16 protein-coding genes are annotated in these 15,340 nt (G+C 69.5%); 5 read left to right on the forward strand and 11 right to left on the reverse strand.

Features of this window, described 5'->3' with window-relative positions:
• Positions 1-160: 160 nt before the first annotated feature.
• On the reverse strand, positions 161-916 hold the full coding sequence (locus ACZ6MZ_RS21065) for a decaprenylphospho-beta-D-erythro-pentofuranosid-2-ulose 2-reductase (RefSeq protein WP_384182372.1): 756 nt from the start codon (positions 914-916) through the stop codon (positions 161-163).
• Between the two features lie 66 nt (positions 917-982).
• Positions 983-2,380: an FAD-binding protein gene (locus ACZ6MZ_RS21070; protein ID WP_469353538.1), complete on the reverse strand. Its 1,398-nt coding sequence runs from the start codon at positions 2,378-2,380 to the stop codon at positions 983-985.
• A 128-nt stretch (positions 2,381-2,508) separates the two neighbouring features.
• Between ACZ6MZ_RS21070 and ACZ6MZ_RS21075 the strand changes: the two genes are divergently transcribed.
• Positions 2,509-3,423, forward strand: a complete 915-nt coding sequence (locus ACZ6MZ_RS21075; RefSeq protein WP_469353539.1) for a YihY/virulence factor BrkB family protein — start codon at positions 2,509-2,511, stop codon at positions 3,421-3,423.
• On the opposite strand, the gene ACZ6MZ_RS21080 is transcribed toward ACZ6MZ_RS21075, so the two are convergent.
• On the reverse strand, positions 3,371-4,642 hold the full coding sequence (locus ACZ6MZ_RS21080) for a D-alanyl-D-alanine carboxypeptidase family protein (RefSeq protein ID WP_469353540.1): 1,272 nt from the start codon (positions 4,640-4,642) through the stop codon (positions 3,371-3,373). The genes ACZ6MZ_RS21075 and ACZ6MZ_RS21080 overlap by 53 nt on opposite strands.
• Positions 4,643-4,721: 79 nt before the next feature.
• On the opposite strand from ACZ6MZ_RS21080, the gene ACZ6MZ_RS21085 reads away from it, so the two are divergent.
• The 3 genes from ACZ6MZ_RS21085 to ACZ6MZ_RS21095 all read left to right on the forward strand — a co-directional run bounded on the left by ACZ6MZ_RS21085 (position 4,722) and on the right by ACZ6MZ_RS21095 (position 8,024).
• The gene (locus tag ACZ6MZ_RS21085; RefSeq protein WP_384182361.1) at positions 4,722-4,979 is read left to right on the forward strand and encodes an SCO4848 family membrane protein; all 258 of its coding nucleotides are present in this window, start codon (positions 4,722-4,724) and stop codon (positions 4,977-4,979) included.
• 10 nt (positions 4,980-4,989) lie between these two features.
• Positions 4,990-6,303 carry a metallophosphoesterase gene (locus tag ACZ6MZ_RS21090; protein WP_469353542.1) on the forward strand — a complete coding sequence of 438 codons (1,314 nt, stop codon included), beginning with the start codon at positions 4,990-4,992 and terminating at the stop codon, positions 6,301-6,303.
• A 167-nt stretch (positions 6,304-6,470) separates the two neighbouring features.
• The gene (locus tag ACZ6MZ_RS21095; protein ID WP_469353543.1) at positions 6,471-8,024 is read left to right on the forward strand and encodes an ABC transporter substrate-binding protein; all 1,554 of its coding nucleotides are present in this window, start codon (positions 6,471-6,473) and stop codon (positions 8,022-8,024) included.
• A 22-nt stretch (positions 8,025-8,046) separates the two neighbouring features.
• Here ACZ6MZ_RS21095 and ACZ6MZ_RS21100 read toward each other — a convergent pair whose 3' ends face one another.
• Genes ACZ6MZ_RS21100 through ACZ6MZ_RS21110 form a run of 3 tightly spaced genes read right to left on the reverse strand, consistent with a single transcriptional unit; the run spans position 8,047 to position 9,698 of the window.
• A complete protein-coding gene (locus ACZ6MZ_RS21100) occupies positions 8,047-8,760 on the reverse strand; it encodes a TetR/AcrR family transcriptional regulator (protein WP_389784140.1) in 714 nt (237 codons plus the stop codon).
• Between the two features lie 59 nt (positions 8,761-8,819).
• Positions 8,820-9,257 (reverse strand): thiol-disulfide oxidoreductase DCC family protein, encoded by a 438-nt coding sequence (locus tag ACZ6MZ_RS21105; RefSeq protein WP_469353544.1) that lies wholly within the window; start codon positions 9,255-9,257, stop codon positions 8,820-8,822.
• A 6-nt stretch (positions 9,258-9,263) separates the two neighbouring features.
• Positions 9,264-9,698, reverse strand: coding sequence for a hypothetical protein (locus tag ACZ6MZ_RS21110; protein ID WP_389784034.1), 435 nt, complete (start codon positions 9,696-9,698; stop codon positions 9,264-9,266).
• A 385-nt stretch (positions 9,699-10,083) separates the two neighbouring features.
• Here ACZ6MZ_RS21110 and ACZ6MZ_RS21115 point away from each other — a divergent pair, with 385 nt between their 5' ends.
• Positions 10,084-11,073 carry a nitroreductase/quinone reductase family protein gene (locus ACZ6MZ_RS21115; RefSeq protein WP_469353546.1) on the forward strand — a complete coding sequence of 330 codons (990 nt, stop codon included), beginning with the start codon at positions 10,084-10,086 and terminating at the stop codon, positions 11,071-11,073.
• A gap of 70 nt (positions 11,074-11,143) precedes the next feature.
• Here the strand turns inward: ACZ6MZ_RS21115 and ACZ6MZ_RS21120 are convergent, their stop codons facing one another.
• The 5 genes from ACZ6MZ_RS21120 to sdhC form a co-directional block, all read right to left on the reverse strand.
• The gene (locus tag ACZ6MZ_RS21120; RefSeq protein ID WP_469353547.1) at positions 11,144-11,734 is read right to left on the reverse strand and encodes a hypothetical protein; all 591 of its coding nucleotides are present in this window, start codon (positions 11,732-11,734) and stop codon (positions 11,144-11,146) included.
• 127 nt (positions 11,735-11,861) lie between these two features.
• Positions 11,862-12,620 carry a succinate dehydrogenase iron-sulfur subunit gene (locus ACZ6MZ_RS21125; RefSeq protein WP_384182343.1) on the reverse strand — a complete coding sequence of 253 codons (759 nt, stop codon included), beginning with the start codon at positions 12,618-12,620 and terminating at the stop codon, positions 11,862-11,864.
• Positions 12,620-14,374, reverse strand: a complete 1,755-nt coding sequence (gene sdhA / locus ACZ6MZ_RS21130) for a succinate dehydrogenase flavoprotein subunit (RefSeq protein WP_384182342.1) — start codon at positions 14,372-14,374, stop codon at positions 12,620-12,622. The genes ACZ6MZ_RS21125 and sdhA overlap by 1 nt, the downstream gene beginning before the upstream one ends.
• A gap of 21 nt (positions 14,375-14,395) precedes the next feature.
• Complete coding sequence (locus ACZ6MZ_RS21135; protein WP_384182339.1) at positions 14,396-14,887, reverse strand: succinate dehydrogenase hydrophobic membrane anchor subunit; 492 nt, start codon at positions 14,885-14,887, stop codon at positions 14,396-14,398.
• A 7-nt stretch (positions 14,888-14,894) separates the two neighbouring features.
• On the reverse strand, positions 14,895-15,275 hold the full coding sequence (gene sdhC / locus ACZ6MZ_RS21140; protein WP_384182336.1) for a succinate dehydrogenase, cytochrome b556 subunit: 381 nt from the start codon (positions 15,273-15,275) through the stop codon (positions 14,895-14,897).
• Positions 15,276-15,340: the final 65 nt, after the last annotated feature.

Below are 15,340 nucleotides of genomic sequence, written 5' to 3' on the forward strand. Positions count from 1 at the left end.
TCGGGCGGCCACGCCCTGGCACGCACGCTTCCCGCGTTGCCGAAATGCCCTAGTAGCTCCGCTACGAGGACATCCCGGCGCCTTGGAATCGCACGCACCAGACCGCGTCCGCTCTCCGATCGAAGGTCACCCGACAGGCTCTGAGCCGGGCTCCGGGACCTCAGACCGGCAGCCTGCGGAACACCGGCCGCGGCAGATGCCGCAGCGTCGCCATCACCACCCGCAGCGCCCCCGGCACCCACACCGTCTCCGAGCGCCGCCGCAGCCCCAGTTCGATGGCCGCCGCCACCGCCTCCGGCGTGGTGGCCAGCGGCGCCTCGTCCAGCCCGGCCGTCATCTTCGACCGTACGAAGCCGGGCCGCACGATCATCACCTGCACCCCCGTGCCCTGCATGGCGTCCCCCAGCCCCTGGGCGAACGCGTCGAGCCCCGCCTTGCTCGACCCGTAGATGAAATTGGCGCGGCGGGCCCGCTCGCCGGCCACCGACGACAGCACCACCAGCGAACCGTGCCCCTGCGTCTGCAACGCGCCCGCGCACACCAGCCCCGCCGAGATCGCGCCGGTGTAATTGGTCTGCGCGACCCGGACCGCCGCGAGCGGCTCGGCCTCGTCGTGCGCCTGGTCGCCGAGGACACCGAAGGCGAGCAGCACCATGTCGATGTCGCCCTCCGCGAAGACCTTCCCGAGCGCCTCCTCGTGCGAGGCGGGGTCCAGGGCGTCGAAGTCGACCGTACGGACGTCCGCGCCCAGGGTCCGCAGCCGGCCGGCCGCGCGGTCCAGGGCGGGGGAGGGGCGGCCGGCCAGCCAGACCGTACGGGTCCGGCGGGCGATCAGCCGGCGCGCGGTGGCGAGACCGATCTCCGACGTACCGCCGAGGATGAGCAGGGACTGCGGGGTGCCGAAGGCGTCCTTCATCGTTCAGTGCTCCTTGGGGGGCTCGCGGGCTACGGGGCTAAGGGCTGGGGCCGGGGGGAGAAGGGTCTAGAGGGCCAGCCGGCGGGACAGGTCCGAGGTGAAGACGGAACGCGGGTCCAGCTCGGCCCGCAGCGCGCGGAATTCGTCCACGCGCGGATACATCGCGGTCAGCAGATCCGGCCGCAGCCGCGCGTCCTTCGCGAGGCAGACCCGGCCGCCCGCCGCCGCGACGTCCTCGTCCAGCTCGTCGAGGAACGAGCCGAGGCCGGTCAGCCCCGTGGGGAGGCCCAGGGCCAGCGTCCAGCCGGCCATCGGGAACGACAGCCACCCCGGATCCCCCGTGCCGAAGCGTTTGAGTACGGCGAGGAAGGACGGGCAGCCGCGCCGCGCGATGCGCCGCACGATCCGCCGCAGCGCCTCCTCCTGCCCGTACCCGACGACGAACTGGTACTGGACGAAGCCGGCCCGCCCGTAGAGCCGGTTCCAGTGCGGGACACCGTCCAGCGGATGGAAGAACGCCGAGAGCCGTTGCAGCTCGCCGGTCCGCCGCCGCGGTGCCCCGCGGTACCACAGCTCGTTGAAGAGCCCGGCCGTGGCGCGTCCCAGCAGCCCTGACGGTACGAAGGCGGGGCCGGCCGGGAGCTGCCCCGGCCGGAAGGCGAGCGGCCGCCGCCGGGCGCGCGCCGGGAGCGCGTCCAGCGGCGCGTGATCCCCGCGCGTCAGCACCGCGCGCCCCAGGGCCGCCCCGCGCGCCAGCAGGTCGATCCAGGCGACCGAATAGCGGTGGTGGTGGCCGGCCGCGGTGAGGCGGGCGAGCAGGTCGTCCAGGTCCGTGGCGCGTTCGGTGTCGACGGACATCAGGGAGGTCTCGACGCGGTGAAGTCGTACGGTCGCCGAAAGGATCACGCCTGTCAGGCCCATGCCGCCCGCTGTCGCGTCGAAGAGCGGGGTGCCGGGCAGGACCGTACGGACCTCGCCGTCGGCGGTCAGCAGCTCCAGGGCCCGCACATGGCGGGCGAAGGAGCCGGCCACCTCGTGGTTCGTGCCGTGGATGTCGGCGCCGATGGCCCCGCCGACCGTCACATAGCGGGTCGCGGGCGTCACCGGTACGAACCAGCCGAGCGGCAGCAGCACGTCCATCAGCCGGTGCAGGCTCACCCCCGCGTCGCACACCACGACACCCGCCGCCGCGTCGATCGTGCGGATACGGTCCAGGGCGGTCATGTCGAGGACGGAGCCGCCCGCGTTCTGCGCCGCGTCGCCGTACGCCCGGCCGAGACCGCGCGCGATGGAGCCCCGTGTCCCGCTGTCGCGTACGGCGTCGGCCGCCTCCTCGTACGAGCGGGGGCGGACCAGCAGGGCGGTCGTCGGGGCGGTGCGGCCCCAGCCGGTCAGGGAGACGAAGGAGTCGGGGCCGTCCCCGGTCGTCTCGGCATCGGTGGCGGCAGCGGCGTCGGCAGACATGGAGGTGACCGTATCGCCCCATACCGCATTATTCAGCGCCTTTGTTGCGCTGCTCGTATGAATGGGTGGCCGGGTGAGTGCCGGGGAGCCCGTCCACTGGTTCCGCGATCCGGGGGTAGGTCTCCTTCATGGACTGGCTGAAAAAACTCCCCGTCATCGGCCCGCTCATGGCCCGGCTGATGCGGACGCACGCCTGGCGTTCGTACGAGACGCTCGACCGGGTCCACTGGTCGCGCCTGGCCGCCGCCATCACCTTCATCAGCTTTCTCGCACTCTTCCCGCTGATCACCGTGGGCGCGGCGATCGGTGCCGCGCTCCTCAGCCAGGACCAGCTCGACCGGTTGCAGAACACCGTCACGAAGCAGGTGCCCGGCATCTCCGCGCAGCTCGACATCGGCGGTCTGGTGGCCAACGCCGGCACGGTCGGGGTGGTGGCCGGCGCGCTGCTGCTCTTCACCGGCATCGGCTGGGTCGGCTCGATGCGGGAGTGCCTGCGGGCCGTCTGGGAGCTGGACGAGGCGGAAGAAGGCAATCCGGTCCTGCTCAGGGCCAAGGACGGCGTGGTGCTCCTGGGCCTGGGCGTCGTCGGACTCGCCTCCTTCGGCGCCTCCACCTTCGGTTCCACGGCCGTCGGCTGGACCGTCCGCCTGCTCGGCATCCCCGAGAACGGTGCGGGCGGTGTGCTGCTCCGGATCGCCGCGCTCGCGGTGGCGGTCCTCGCCGACTTCCTGATCCTGCTGTACGTCCTGACGCTGCTGCCCCGGGTGCGGCCGTCACGCCACCGGCTCGTCGTCGCCGCACTCGTCGGGGCCGTCGGCTTCGAACTGCTCAAGCTGCTGCTCGGCGGCTATATGAAGGACGTGGCGGCGAAGAGTATGTACGGCGCGTTCGGTGTGCCGGTGGCGCTGCTGCTGTGGATCAACTTCACAGCGAAGCTGCTGCTGTTCTGTGCCGCCTGGACGGCGACCCCCAGCAAGGAGCAGCAGGGCGTCAGGGACGGGGCAGGCGACGGACCAGGTCGGGCAGCGGCCAGCGCCGGTTGACGAGGAACACCCCGCCCGCCAGTACGATCATCGCCCCGCCCGTGATGGCGAGGGCGATCCCGGCGCCGCCGGCGCCGCTCGATGCGGCCCGCGGCTTGGCGGCGCCGCTCGGACCCGCCTGGTCGGCGCCCGCCTTGGTCGGGGCCGGGGAGGCGCTCGACTTCACCGACTTGGGAGCCACCAGTTCGCCGACCGGCTTGACCTTGGCCGCCGCCGCGAAGCCCCAGTCCAGCAGGCGCGCTGTCTCCTGGTAGACCGCCTGGCCCTCGCCGGAGGACGGGTTCATGACGGTGACCAGCAGCACCTTGCCGTTGCGTTCGGCCACCCCGGTGAAGGTCGAGCCGGCGTGGGTGGTGTTGCCGTTCTTCACGCCCGCGATGCCCTTGTAGGCCGGGATACCGCTGGTGCCGGTCAGCAGCCGGTTGGTGTTCTGGATCTCGAAGGTCTCGCGCTTCTTGCCCTTCTTCTGCTCGCCGGGGAACTTGGCCGACGAGGTCGAGCAGTACTCCCGGAAGTCCTTCTTCTGCAGACCGGAGCGGGCGAACAGGGTGAGGTCGTACGCGCTGGAGACCTGGTTCTTCTCGTCGTAGCCGTCGGGCGTGACCACATGTGTGTCGAGCGCCTGGAGATCATCGGCGTGCTGCTGCATGTCCCGGACGGTCTTGGGGATCCCGCCGTTCATCTCGGAGAGCACGTGCACGGCGTCGTTGCCGGAGCGCAGGAAGACGCCCAGCCACAGATCGTGGACGCTGTACGTGAGGTTTTCCTTCACCCCGACCAGGCTGCTGCCCTCGCCCACGCTCTCCAGCTCGGCGGTCCGCACCTTGTGCTTCTCCTCCTTGGGCAGCTTGGGCAGCAGCGTGTCCGCGAAGAGCATCTTGAGGGTGGAGGCCGGCGGCAGTCGCCAGTGGGCGTTGTGGGAGGCCAGTACCGCGCCGGACTCGGCGTCCGCGACGATCCAGGACCGGCCGCTCAGCTCCTTGGGCAGGACAGGGACGCCGGGGCCGAGATTCACCTGCGTGCCCGCCAGACCGAGCTTGGCCCCGCCGACCGTGGACATGGCGACGGGTGGCTGGGGCTGCTTCTCGTCAGGACCGTCGGACGCGCTGTCCGCGAACGAGGGCGCGGCGGTAAGCACGGGCAGCAACGCGGCAGTTATGACCGTCAGGGCGGTCTTTTTCAGAGCGGACACGATCGGAAACGTACATGGCGCGGACATCGATTCCGACAGCTGGTCCGGCCCCCGGCCCTGAGGACCCCGCTGCGGCCGCCCTGAGGGCGACGGCGATACTGAGCATATGAAGCTCAGCCGTCCCGTGTCCTGGTTCCTGCTCACGTTCGGTATCTGGAGCTGGTTCATCTGGATCACCTTCGTCAAGAACCTGTGGCAGGACGGCAGCGGACTCGCCTTCGACGACGCCGGTGATCCGACCGGATATTTCTGGGTGCATCTGGTGCTCGCCATCGTGTCCTTCCTTCTGGGGACGGCCGTGGGAGTGATCGGGTTCCGTGGCGTCCGCGCACTGCGGCGCGAACAGCACACACAACTCGGATAGGGGGCCGTTCGTGGTCGTAGTGGTCGTTCTGGTGGTGGTCGCGGCCGTCGCGCTGGTGGTCGCCGCGCACTGGTACGTGTGGCGGCGCCTGGTGCGTGACACGACGAAGCCGCGCGGCCTCGGCCGCGGGCTGGGCACGGCAGCCGTCGTGCTGATGCCGTTCCTGGCCGTCGGCGCCGTGAGCTCGGGACGAGCCGGGGCGCCCTTCTGGCTCCAGCAGGTACTCGCCTGGCCGGGCTTCCTGTGGCTGGCGGTGCTGCTGTACCTGGTGCTGGCGCTGGTGGTGGGTGAGGTCGTACGGCCCCTGCTGCTGCGGCGGCTGCCGGAGCGCGGGGAGGCCGGGCGCGCTGCCGGGGAATCCGCCGTCGCGGCGGAGACACCGGCCGTGGTCGGGGCCCGTACCGCGTCCGGGGCGGGCGCGGTCATACCTGAAGGTACGACAGAGCGGTCAACGCCGCCTGCCGGCGCCGCCGTCGGTGCCACGGCCGCACCCGCCGCGCCCTCCCGCAGGCTCTTCGTCTCCCGTGTCGTCGGCGGCGCAGCCGCGACCGCGGCGCTCGCCACCGTCGGATACGGCACCTACGGCGTGCTGCGGGGCCCCCGGGTCAAGCGCCTCACCGTCCCGCTCGCGAAGCTGCCGCGCGGCGCCCATGGCTTCCGCATCGCCGTCGTCAGCGATATCCACCTCGGCCCGATCCTGGGCCGCGCGCACACCCAGCGCATCGTCGACACCATCAACTCCACCCGGCCCGATCTGATCGCCGTCGTCGGTGACCTGGTGGACGGCACCGTCGAGGACCTGGGCCCGGCGGCGGAGCCGCTCGCCGGCCTGGAGGCAGCGCACGGCACGTTCTTCGTCACCGGCAACCACGAGTACTTCTCGGGCGCCGAGGCGTGGGTCGACCATGTGCGGGAGCTGGGACTGCGGCCCCTGGAGAACGACCGCGTGGAGCTGCCCGGCTTCGATCTCGCCGGGGTCAACGACATCGCAGGCGAGAGCGAGGGCGCGGGCCCCGACTTCGCGAAGGCGCTCGGCGACCGCGACCGGGCCAGGACGTCCGTACTCCTCGCGCATCAGCCCGTGGTCATCGACGACGCCGTACGCCACGGCGTCGACCTACAGCTTTCCGGACACACGCACGGCGGTCAGCTCTGGCCGGGAAACTACCTCGCGGAGCTCGCCAACCCCACCGTGGCCGGTCTGGAGCGGTACGGCGACACCCAGCTGTACGTGTCCCGGGGCGCGGGCGCCTGGGGTCCGCCGGTCCGTGTCGGGGCCCCCTCCGACATCACCGTCGTGGAGCTGGCTTCGCGCCAGGCATGACCTCGGAGACGGCTTGTTCCCGCTCTTGCGCCGGCCGCCGATCCGGCTCTCACACCTTGACCTGACTGTTGCCTGTGAGAGCCGGGATTTCCCTTCCACTGGTGAAACCCTTGTGGTTGGGTGATCGCCATCACGGTCAGGGGTGGGCGTGATAGAGGGGCACAGCAATGCGGCCGATCCGTCTGCGGATTCTCATCACATGTCTTGTGCTGGTGATTGCGGGTGTGGGCGGCTGGCAGCTGCTCCCGTCCGACAATGCCGAGCAGAAGGCGATCACCGTCGGTACGACGGACGTGGTCACCTCGCTCGATCCGGCGGGAGCGTACGACGCCGGCTCCTGGGCGTTGTTCAGCAACATCTACCAATCACTGCTGACGTTCAAACCAAGTTCCATCACGCCGGTGCCGGACGCGGCGCGCAGCTGCGGCTTCGTCGGGACGGAACTCCGGACCTATCGCTGCGAGGTCAGGGACGATCTCACCTTCCCCGGCGGCCGCAAGCTCACCGGAGCGGACGTCAAGTACTCCTTCGACCGGGTCCTGGCGATCAAGGCGGATGTCGGTCCGCTGCCCCTCTTCTCCACGCTCAAGTCGGTTGTGGCCAAGGGGCAGACCGTCACCTTCCACCTCGGTTCCGGGGATGCGACCTTCCCGCTGAAGGTGGCCACGGGGGCCGGTTCGATCGTCGACCGCACCCAGTACCCGGCGGGTCAACTGCGCGCGGGCAACGAGGTGGACGGCTCGGGGCCGTACATCCTCAAGAGGTACGCCCCGGGGGCCACCGCCCATCTGGAGCCCAACCCCGCGTACCGCGGCTCGATCGCCGAGACCGGTGGTCCGGTGGACGTCCGGTACTTCAAGACGCCCGACGCGCTGGCCGCGGCGTGGAAGGCCCGCACCGTCGACGTCACCCACCGCCAGCTGCCCCCGGCGCTGATCGCCGGGCTGGACGAGAGCCAGGACGACATCCGGGTCAACGAGGCCGACAGCGCCGCGATCCGCAATCTCGTCTTCAACGTGCGCGAGGGCTCGCCGATGGCCGACAAGGCGGTACGCGCGGCGGTCGCCGCGATCGTCGACCGGCCCAAGATCGTCTCCGGTGTCTACCACTCCACGGTCGATCCGCTCTACTCGCTGATCCCGCAGGGCATCCCGTCCCACACCACGCCGTTCTTCGACGCCTATCCGAAGCCCGATCCCGAGCGCGCCAAAACACTCCTGGCGGACGCGGGAGTGGTGACCCCGGTGCGTTTCACGCTCGCGCACGCGGAGGGCGGCTCGGCCGCGCCGGAGGCCGACGAGCTGCGCGAGCAGCTGGAAGCCACCGGGCTGTTCACGGTGAAGACCGTCGAGAAGGAGTGGACGGCCTTCCAGAAGGGCTTCGCCGCCGGGGAGTACGACGCGTACACCGTCAGCTGGCTGCCGGACTTCCCCGATCCCGACAACTTCATCCAGCCGCTGGTCGGCCGGGACGCCACGCTGCACAGCGGCTACGCGAGCGACCGCGTCGACGAACTGATCCGGTCCACCCAGCGGTTCAGCGAACGCTCCCGCGCCTCGGCGGACTTCAAGTCCCTGCAGCAGGTGGTGGCGCAGGACGTGCCACTCCTGCCGCTGTGGCAGAAGAAGGACTACGTCCTGAGCACGCAGGACGTCACGGGCTCGCAGTACCTCTCGGACGGCACCGGCATCTGGCGGCTGTGGCAGCTGGGCTGGATCTGACCGGTGGGCCGGCTCCGGCCGGTCAGCTCTTCTTGCGGGAGGCGGCCACTTCCGCCATGCCCGGCAGGAAGTCCGTGAACAGCTCGTGCACTTCGCGTACGAGCGGCCGCAGTACCCGGAAGCGGGAGAGCGCGACACCCCGGCTGGTCAGCCGGGCGCCGCGTTCGGCGAGGCGGCGGCTGCGCTCGCTGTCCTCGGAGCGGTCGAAGACCCAGAACAGGACAAGGCCCATCTGGGACAGCCACATCAGCTCGGGGAGTATGTCCACCAGGTCGTCGGCGACCTTGGACCGGGAGCCGGCCAGCGCCTCCCGGTGAACCGCGATGGCCGCCTCGCGGGCGTGGTCGGATTCGGGGGAGAACGGGCTCAGCGGGCTCTCCGGGTCCGCCGCGTTCTTGAAGAACTGGGCGGCGAACTCGTGGTACGGCTCCGCGATGTCGAGCCAGGCCTTCAGCACCCCGGCCATCCGCGCCTCGAGTTCGGTCTCCCGGTCGAGCACCGGCCGGACCGCCACCCGGTGTTCGGCGGCGATCCGGTCGTAGAAGCCCTGGACGAGATGTTCCTTGGACGAGAAGTAGTAGTACGCGTTCCCGACGGAGACCCCGGCCTCCTTGGCGATGGCCCGCATGGTCGTCTTGTCGTAACCGCGCTCCTGGAAGAGCCGCAGCGCGGTTTCGAGGATGAGCGTGCGGGTCTGCTCGCTCTTCGGGGCCTTGGGGTCCTTCGCGTCCTTCACGGCGTCCTTGACGTCCTTCGTATCCTGCGTGTCCTTCTCGTCCCTCACGCTGCCCGAGCCTAATGCGACGGCGAGGGCGCCTCGCACACGCCGTCGCAGGGCGCCGCCGTCAGCTCCCGGTATTTCGAGGCGGCGAGCACACTGACCCGGGCGAAGGGGGCGCCGGCCGGGGTGGCCAGCCAGTGGGCCTTGGGCCGGTGTTCGGCCAGCGCCCAGAGGCAGACGATCCAGGCGGCGGTCCCGCGGTAGACCTGGCCGCCGTCACCGATGACGGTGATCTCCTTCAGCGTGGAGCGGTGATCGAGGTCCGGGAACCGCCGCCGCGCCTCCTGCGAGTTGGCGGGTACCGGATCGATCGGTACGAGCTGGGGCTGACGCAGCAGCCAGTGCCGCAGATGGACACAGAGCGGGCAGTCCGCGTCGTACAGCACGGTCAGCCGCCGTACGGGCAGCCGGTGCGCGGACAGTCGGTGCGCGGGCCTCGACTCCCTGGCCACGGCCGCTCACACCCCGGTGGCCGGCGTGGCCCACGGACCCTTGTCCACCGGCCCCGTCCAGCCCTGCGGCGGCACCGGCGGCGTCTGCTCGCGCTCCATGATCCCGCGCCGCCGGATCTTGTTGAGTACGTACACGTTGCCGAGGTGCATCACCCCGAGGACGAGCAGGACGACGCCGACCTTCACCGAGAGCGCCTCGAAGAGCCCGCGGGCGTTCTCGACGGCGTCGGCGTTCTTCAGATAGAGCGCGACGAAGCCGAGGTTGACCAGATAGAAGCCCACCACCAGCAGGTGGTTCACGGCTTCGGCGAGCTTCTCGTTCCCGTGCAGTACGTCGGCGAGAAAGACGCGTCCGTTGCGGCTCAGCGTCCGGGCCACCCACACGGTGAGCGCCACGCTGATCGCCAGGTAGACCAGATACGCGACAACAGTGAGGTCCATCCCCCACCCTCCCTTTGAACGTGTTCAAAAGCTGTTGTCCTGGACTGTAGACCTACTTTTGAACATGTTCAAGTGGGGATCGCGTGCGCCGCGACGCCCACGCCGGGCCACGTCCGACCGCATTGACAGGCTGCGTTGACACGCCGCGTTCCGGTGGCTGTAATGGTGCGCGTGTCGCGTGACTCCGACCAGAGAGCTCTGGGTGGGTCGGTGGGTGGGCGGCACCTTTCATTAAGGGGCGACGCCATGAGTTCTCACTCCGCCTAACGCGTCTGACGTCCGCGCCGTCCGCGCGCAGTCCCTTGTCCCGGCGACCGTCCACGGCTCCGTATGCCGGTCGGTGTCCAGTTCCGGGCCACCCATGTCATTGGAGATCCGACACCGTATGTCCCTGTCCTTCAACCATTCGGTCATCGAGGAGTTCCGGGCCAACGCGGGAAAGGTCGGTGGTCCCTTCGAGGGCGGCGACCTGCTCCTGCTGACCACCACCGGCGCGAAGTCGGGGGCGGAGCACACCGTTCCGCTCGGCTATGTCCGCGACGACGAGCTGCTGCTCGTCGTCGGGTCCGCCGGAGGCGCGCCCCGTCATCCCGCCTGGTACCACAACATGCTCGCCCACCCCTTGGTGCGCGTGGAGATCGGCACCGAGGTCTTCGAAGCGGTCGCGGTCCCCGCCGAGGGCGCGCGACGCGACCGGCTGTTCGCGCGGGTGGTACGCGCGGCGCCCGGATACGCCGACTACCAGGCCAACACCTCCCGGATCCTGCCGGTCGTGGTCCTGGAACGCTCCGATCCCGAGGTGGGGGAGGGACCAGAGGCGGGGGAGGGATCAGAGGCGGGGGAGGGATCAGCGGCGGCGCAGGGCCCTCGTGAGATCAGCAATCTCGCCGACAAGCTCATCGAGGTCCATACCTGGCTGCGCGCGCAGCTGCGGTCCGTACGCGCCGAGGCCGGCGCCCACTTCGCCGCGCGGGCGGCCCACCAGGGCCCCGGCGAACCGCCGGCGCCGGGTCTGGGCCTCCAGCTCCGGCAGCACTGTCTGGCGTTCTGCGAGTCCCTGGAGTTCCACCACACGGGGGAGGACGCACATGTCTTCCCGGCGCTCGCGGTCCACCATCCCCACCTGGCCGGCGCCCTCGACCGGCTGCGCGACGAACACCGTACGGTCGCGCGCATCCAGGGCGAGCTGCTCGCCCTGCTGGCCGACCTCGGCAGCGCCGACCCGGAGCGTTTCCTCACGGAGCTGGACCGGATGTCCGAGGAGCTGACGGCGCACCTCGACTACGAGGAGGAGTCACTTCTCCCGGTCCTGGCCGGGATCCCGTTCCCGCCGGCTCCGCCCGTACCCGGCGCGGCGGAAAGCGTCGCTGACTGACGGGTGGTCACGAAGGCGGTGACGGACCTCGTACCCGGCGTGCCGGTACCCGGTCCGTCGCCGCCCCCACTCACATGCTGCTGAGCGACCGGGCGTACGAGATCTGCCCCATGATCATCTGGAAGGCTCCCTCGTGGGTGGCCGGCACCATGGTCGAGTGATGCCTGCCGCCGCTGGTCACCGTGATCTGGATGAACCCGGTCGTCGTCTTCTCCTTCATCAGCAGGAAGAGCAGACCGAGCAGGCAGAACAGGAAGAAGACGACCGCCAGGATGATGGCGTGCGTCGGGATCTTCTCCTCCGTGCGGGACATGTCCGTCGCGTTCCACACCGCGCCCCTGAGCGGCAGCGTGCCCGACGGGGTGATGATCGAGTCGTTCATGACGGTGATGTCACCGATGGAGACCAGCGGCGCCCCCGCGCCGCCCACCGGTACGGGCATCGGGGCGCCGGACTGCGGATAGCCGTACCCGGGAGCCGGGTTGGGGTAGCCGTAGCCGGGCGCCGCGCCCAACTGGCCGTCGGCGAGGGTCGGATTCGGGAAGTCGTACTCCGGAGTGCCCGGAGTGCCCGGGGCGCCCGTCGCTCCCGGCTGCCGTGCCGGCTGCTGCGGCGGCCCCCAGTTGTACTCCCCGTCCGCGTACGGATTCGGCTCGGTCATCTCTCCCCGCTTTCCGTGGTCCTTCTCGGCTGCATTGATCCTGGCACAACAAGGGCCCGCTCCTGTACGGCGTACCGAACAGAAACGGGCCCTCGAAGCGGCAACGGCCCCGGACAGGGCCGAGCCGTCAGAACCGGCGGGTGATCAGCGCGCGCTTGACTTCCTGGATCGCCTTCGTGACCTCGATACCACGCGGGCAGGCGTCCGTGCAGTTGAACGTCGTGCGGCAACGCCACACCCCGTCCTTGTCGTTGAGGATCTCAAGACGCTGCTCCCCGGCCTCGTCACGCGAGTCGAAGATGAAGCGGTGCGCGTTTACGATCGCGGCGGGACCGAAGTACTGGCCGTCGTTCCAGAACACCGGGCAGGACGACGTGCACGCGGCGCACAGAATGCACTTGGTGGTGTCGTCGAAGCGCTCGCGGTCCTCGGAGGACTGCAGGCGCTCACGCGTCGGCTCGTTGCCGCTGGTGACGAGGAAGGGCATCACATCGCGGTACGCCTGGAAGAACGGATCCATGTCCACGATCAGGTCCTTGAGGACCGTGAGGCCCTTTATGGGCTCGACCGTGATCGGCTTGGCGGGGTTGATGTCCTTGATCAGCGTCTTGCACGCCAGCCGGTTACGGCCGTTGATCCGCATCGCGTCGGAGCCGCAGATGCCGTGCGCGCAGGAGCGCCGGAAGGTGAGGGTGCCGTCCAGTTCCCACTTGATCTTGTGGAGACCGTCGAGCACCCGCTCCTTCGGGTCGATGTCGATCTGGAAGTCCTGCCACTGGGCCTCGTCCGAGACCTCCGGGTTGAAGCGGCGGATCCGGAAGGTGACCGTGATGAGGTGCGAGGCGGCGGACGCCGCCTCCACCCGGTCCAGGGTCGGGGTAGCCATCAGTACTTACGCTCCATCGGCTGGTAGCGGGTCTGGACGACCGGCTTGTAGTCGAGACGGATGGACTCGATGCCGTCGTCGCCGACCTCGCGGTACGCCATGGTGTGGCGCATGAAGTTCACGTCGTCACGGTTGGGGAAGTCCTCGCGGTAGTGACCGCCGCGGGACTCCTTGCGGGCGAGCGCCGAGACGGCCATCACCTCGGCCAGGTCGAGCAGGTTGCCCAGCTCGACGGCCTCCAGAAGATCGGTGTTGAAGCGCCGGCCCTTGTCCTGGACGGACACGTTCAGGTAGCGCTCGCGCAGCTCGCCGATCTTCTCGACGGCCGTCTTGATCGTCTGCTCGGTACGGAACACCATGACATTGGCGTCCATGGTCTCCTGGAGCTCCAGGCGCAGGTCGGCGACCCGCTCCTTGCCCGTGGAGTTGCGCAGTCGCTCGACCTGCGCCTCGACCAGCTCCGCCGGGTTCTCGGGCAGCTCGACGTACTCGCTCTTCGCGGCGTACTCCGCGGCGGCGATACCGGAGCGGCGGCCGAAGACATTGATGTCCAGCAGCGAGTTGGTGCCCAGACGGTTGGCGCCGTGCACCGAGACGCACGCGACCTCGCCGGCCGCGTACAGGCCCGGGACGACCGTCGTGTTGTCCGCGAGGACCTCGCCCTGGACGTTGGTGGGGATGCCGCCCATGGCGTAGTGCGCGGTCGGCTGGATCGGGATCGGGTCCGTGTACGGCTCGATGCCCAGGTAGGTCCGCGCGAACTCGGTGATGTCGGGCAGCTTGGCGTCCAGCTGCTCCGGCGGCAGGTGCGTGAGGTCGAGGTAGACGTGGTCGCCCTCGGGACCGCAGCCACGGCCCTCGCGGATCTCCGTGTAGATGGAGCGCGAGACGACATCGCGCGAGGCGAGGTCCTTCATGACGGGCGCGTACTTCTCCATGAAGCGCTCGCCGTCCTTGTTGCGCAGGATGCCGCCCTCACCGCGGGCGCCCTCCGTGAGCAGGATGCCCATGCGCCAGATGCCCGTCGGGTGGAACTGGAAGAACTCCATGTCCTCCAGCGGCAGTCCGCGCCGGTAGCACGCGGCCTGGCCGTCACCGGTCAGGGTGTGCGCGTTGGAGGTCACCTTGAAGAACTTGCCGGTGCCGCCGGAGGCGTAGATGACCGACTTCGCCTGGAAGACATGGATCTCGCCGGTGGCCAGCTCGTAGGCGACCACGCCGGCGGACTTCTTGACCCCGTCGACCTCGACGATCAGCTGGTCCAGGACGTAGAACTCGTTGAAGAACTCCACGCCCTCCTTGACGCAGTTCTGGTACAGCGTCTGGAGGATCATGTGCCCCGTACGGTCCGCGGCGTAGCAGGACCGGCGGACCGGCGCCTCGCCGTGGTTGCGGGAGTGGCCGCCGAAGCGGCGCTGGTCGATGGTGCCGTCCGGGGTCCGGTTGAACGGCAGGCCCATCTTCTCCAGGTCGAGGACCGCGTCGATGGCCTCCTTCGCCAGGATCTCGGCGGCGTCCTGGTCGACCAGGTAGTCACCGCCCTTGATCGTGTCGAAGGTGTGCCACTCCCAGTTGTCCTCTTCCACATTGGCGAGCGCGGCGGCCATACCGCCCTGCGCGGCGCCCGTGTGGGACCGGGTCGGGTAGAGCTTCGTCAGCACGGCGGTACGGCTGCGCTTGGTCGACTCGATGGCCGCGCGCATGCCGGCGCCGCCGGCGCCGACGATGACGGTGTCGTACTTATGGATCTTCATTGGTCTCGTCCAGCCCCGGCTTTAGCGGATGTTCGGGTCGAAGGTGAAGATCACCAGCGAGCCCAGAAGGATGGTGAACACCGTGGCGGTGTACAGCAGGCCCTTGAGCCACAGACGCGTCGTGGTGCGCTCCGCGTAGTCGTTGATGACCGTACGGAGGCCGTTGCCGCCGTGCAGCATCGCCAGCCACAGCATCAGCAGATCCCAGACCTGCCAGAACGGGGACGCCCAGCGGCCGGCCACGAAGGCGAAGCCGATCTTGGAGACGCCGCCGTCCAGCACCAGCTGGATGAGCAGATGGCCGAGGACCAGGACGACCAGCAGGACACCGGACAGCCGCATGAAGAGCCACGCGGCCATCTCGAAGTTGCCGCGGGTCGACTTCGGGGTCCTGCCGGTGCGCTTGCGCGGCGCCTCGATGAGGGGGGCCGGGAAGTCGGCGTCGTACAGGCTCGCGCCCTCGACGGGACTGATCTGGGAAGAGGTGTCAGCCACTGCGTTGTTCGAAGACATTGCGGACTCAGCTCCCGAAGACTTGGCGTGCGGCGTGGCCGAGCACGGGGTAGAGGGCGCCCACCATCAGGACGATCCAGATGCCCATGACGCTCCAGAGCATCTGCTTCTGATAGCGCGGGCCCTTCGACCAGAAGTCCACGGCGATGACACGCAGGCCGTTGAGCGCGTGAAAGAGGATGGCGGCCACAAGGCCGTACTCGAGCAGCGCGACGACCGGGTTCTTGTAGGTCGCTACGACATCGTCGTAGGCCTCGGGGGAGACACGGACGAGAGCGGTGTCCAGCACGTGTACGAACAGGAAGAAGAAGATGAGGACGCCGGTGACTCGATGAGCCACCCAGGACCACATTCCTTCCCGGCCGCGGTACAGCGTTCCAGCCGGCACGGAAAAACCCTCCGGGAGCGGTGATCGGGGCCGGCCGCCATCTTCTACTCAATCAAGCACAGTGG

The sequence above is a fragment of the Streptomyces sp. NPDC042201 genome (assembly GCF_055582185.1).

Excerpts from the sequence above, each read along its gene's own strand:
- ACZ6MZ_RS21065 (WP_384182372.1), bottom strand. The coding sequence starts at position 916 with ATGAAGGACGCCTTCGGCACCCCGCAGTCCCTGCTCATCCTCGGCGGT.
- ACZ6MZ_RS21070 (WP_469353538.1), bottom strand. The coding sequence starts at position 2,380 with ATGTCTGCCGACGCCGCTGCCGCCACCGATGCCGAGACGACCGGGGAC.
- ACZ6MZ_RS21075 (WP_469353539.1), top strand. The coding sequence starts at position 2,509 with ATGGACTGGCTGAAAAAACTCCCCGTCATCGGCCCGCTCATGGCCCGG.
- ACZ6MZ_RS21080 (WP_469353540.1), bottom strand. The coding sequence starts at position 4,642 with ATGTCCGCGCCATGTACGTTTCCGATCGTGTCCGCTCTGAAAAAGACC.
- ACZ6MZ_RS21085 (WP_384182361.1), top strand. The coding sequence starts at position 4,722 with ATGAAGCTCAGCCGTCCCGTGTCCTGGTTCCTGCTCACGTTCGGTATC.
- ACZ6MZ_RS21095 (WP_469353543.1), top strand. The coding sequence starts at position 6,471 with ATGCGGCCGATCCGTCTGCGGATTCTCATCACATGTCTTGTGCTGGTG.
- ACZ6MZ_RS21110 (WP_389784034.1), bottom strand. The coding sequence starts at position 9,698 with ATGGACCTCACTGTTGTCGCGTATCTGGTCTACCTGGCGATCAGCGTG.
- ACZ6MZ_RS21115 (WP_469353546.1), top strand. The coding sequence starts at position 10,084 with ATGTCCCTGTCCTTCAACCATTCGGTCATCGAGGAGTTCCGGGCCAAC.
- ACZ6MZ_RS21120 (WP_469353547.1), bottom strand. The coding sequence starts at position 11,734 with ATGACCGAGCCGAATCCGTACGCGGACGGGGAGTACAACTGGGGGCCG.
- ACZ6MZ_RS21125 (WP_384182343.1), bottom strand. The coding sequence starts at position 12,620 with ATGGCTACCCCGACCCTGGACCGGGTGGAGGCGGCGTCCGCCGCCTCG.
- sdhA (WP_384182342.1), bottom strand. The coding sequence starts at position 14,374 with ATGAAGATCCATAAGTACGACACCGTCATCGTCGGCGCCGGCGGCGCC.
- ACZ6MZ_RS21135 (WP_384182339.1), bottom strand. The coding sequence starts at position 14,887 with ATGTCTTCGAACAACGCAGTGGCTGACACCTCTTCCCAGATCAGTCCC.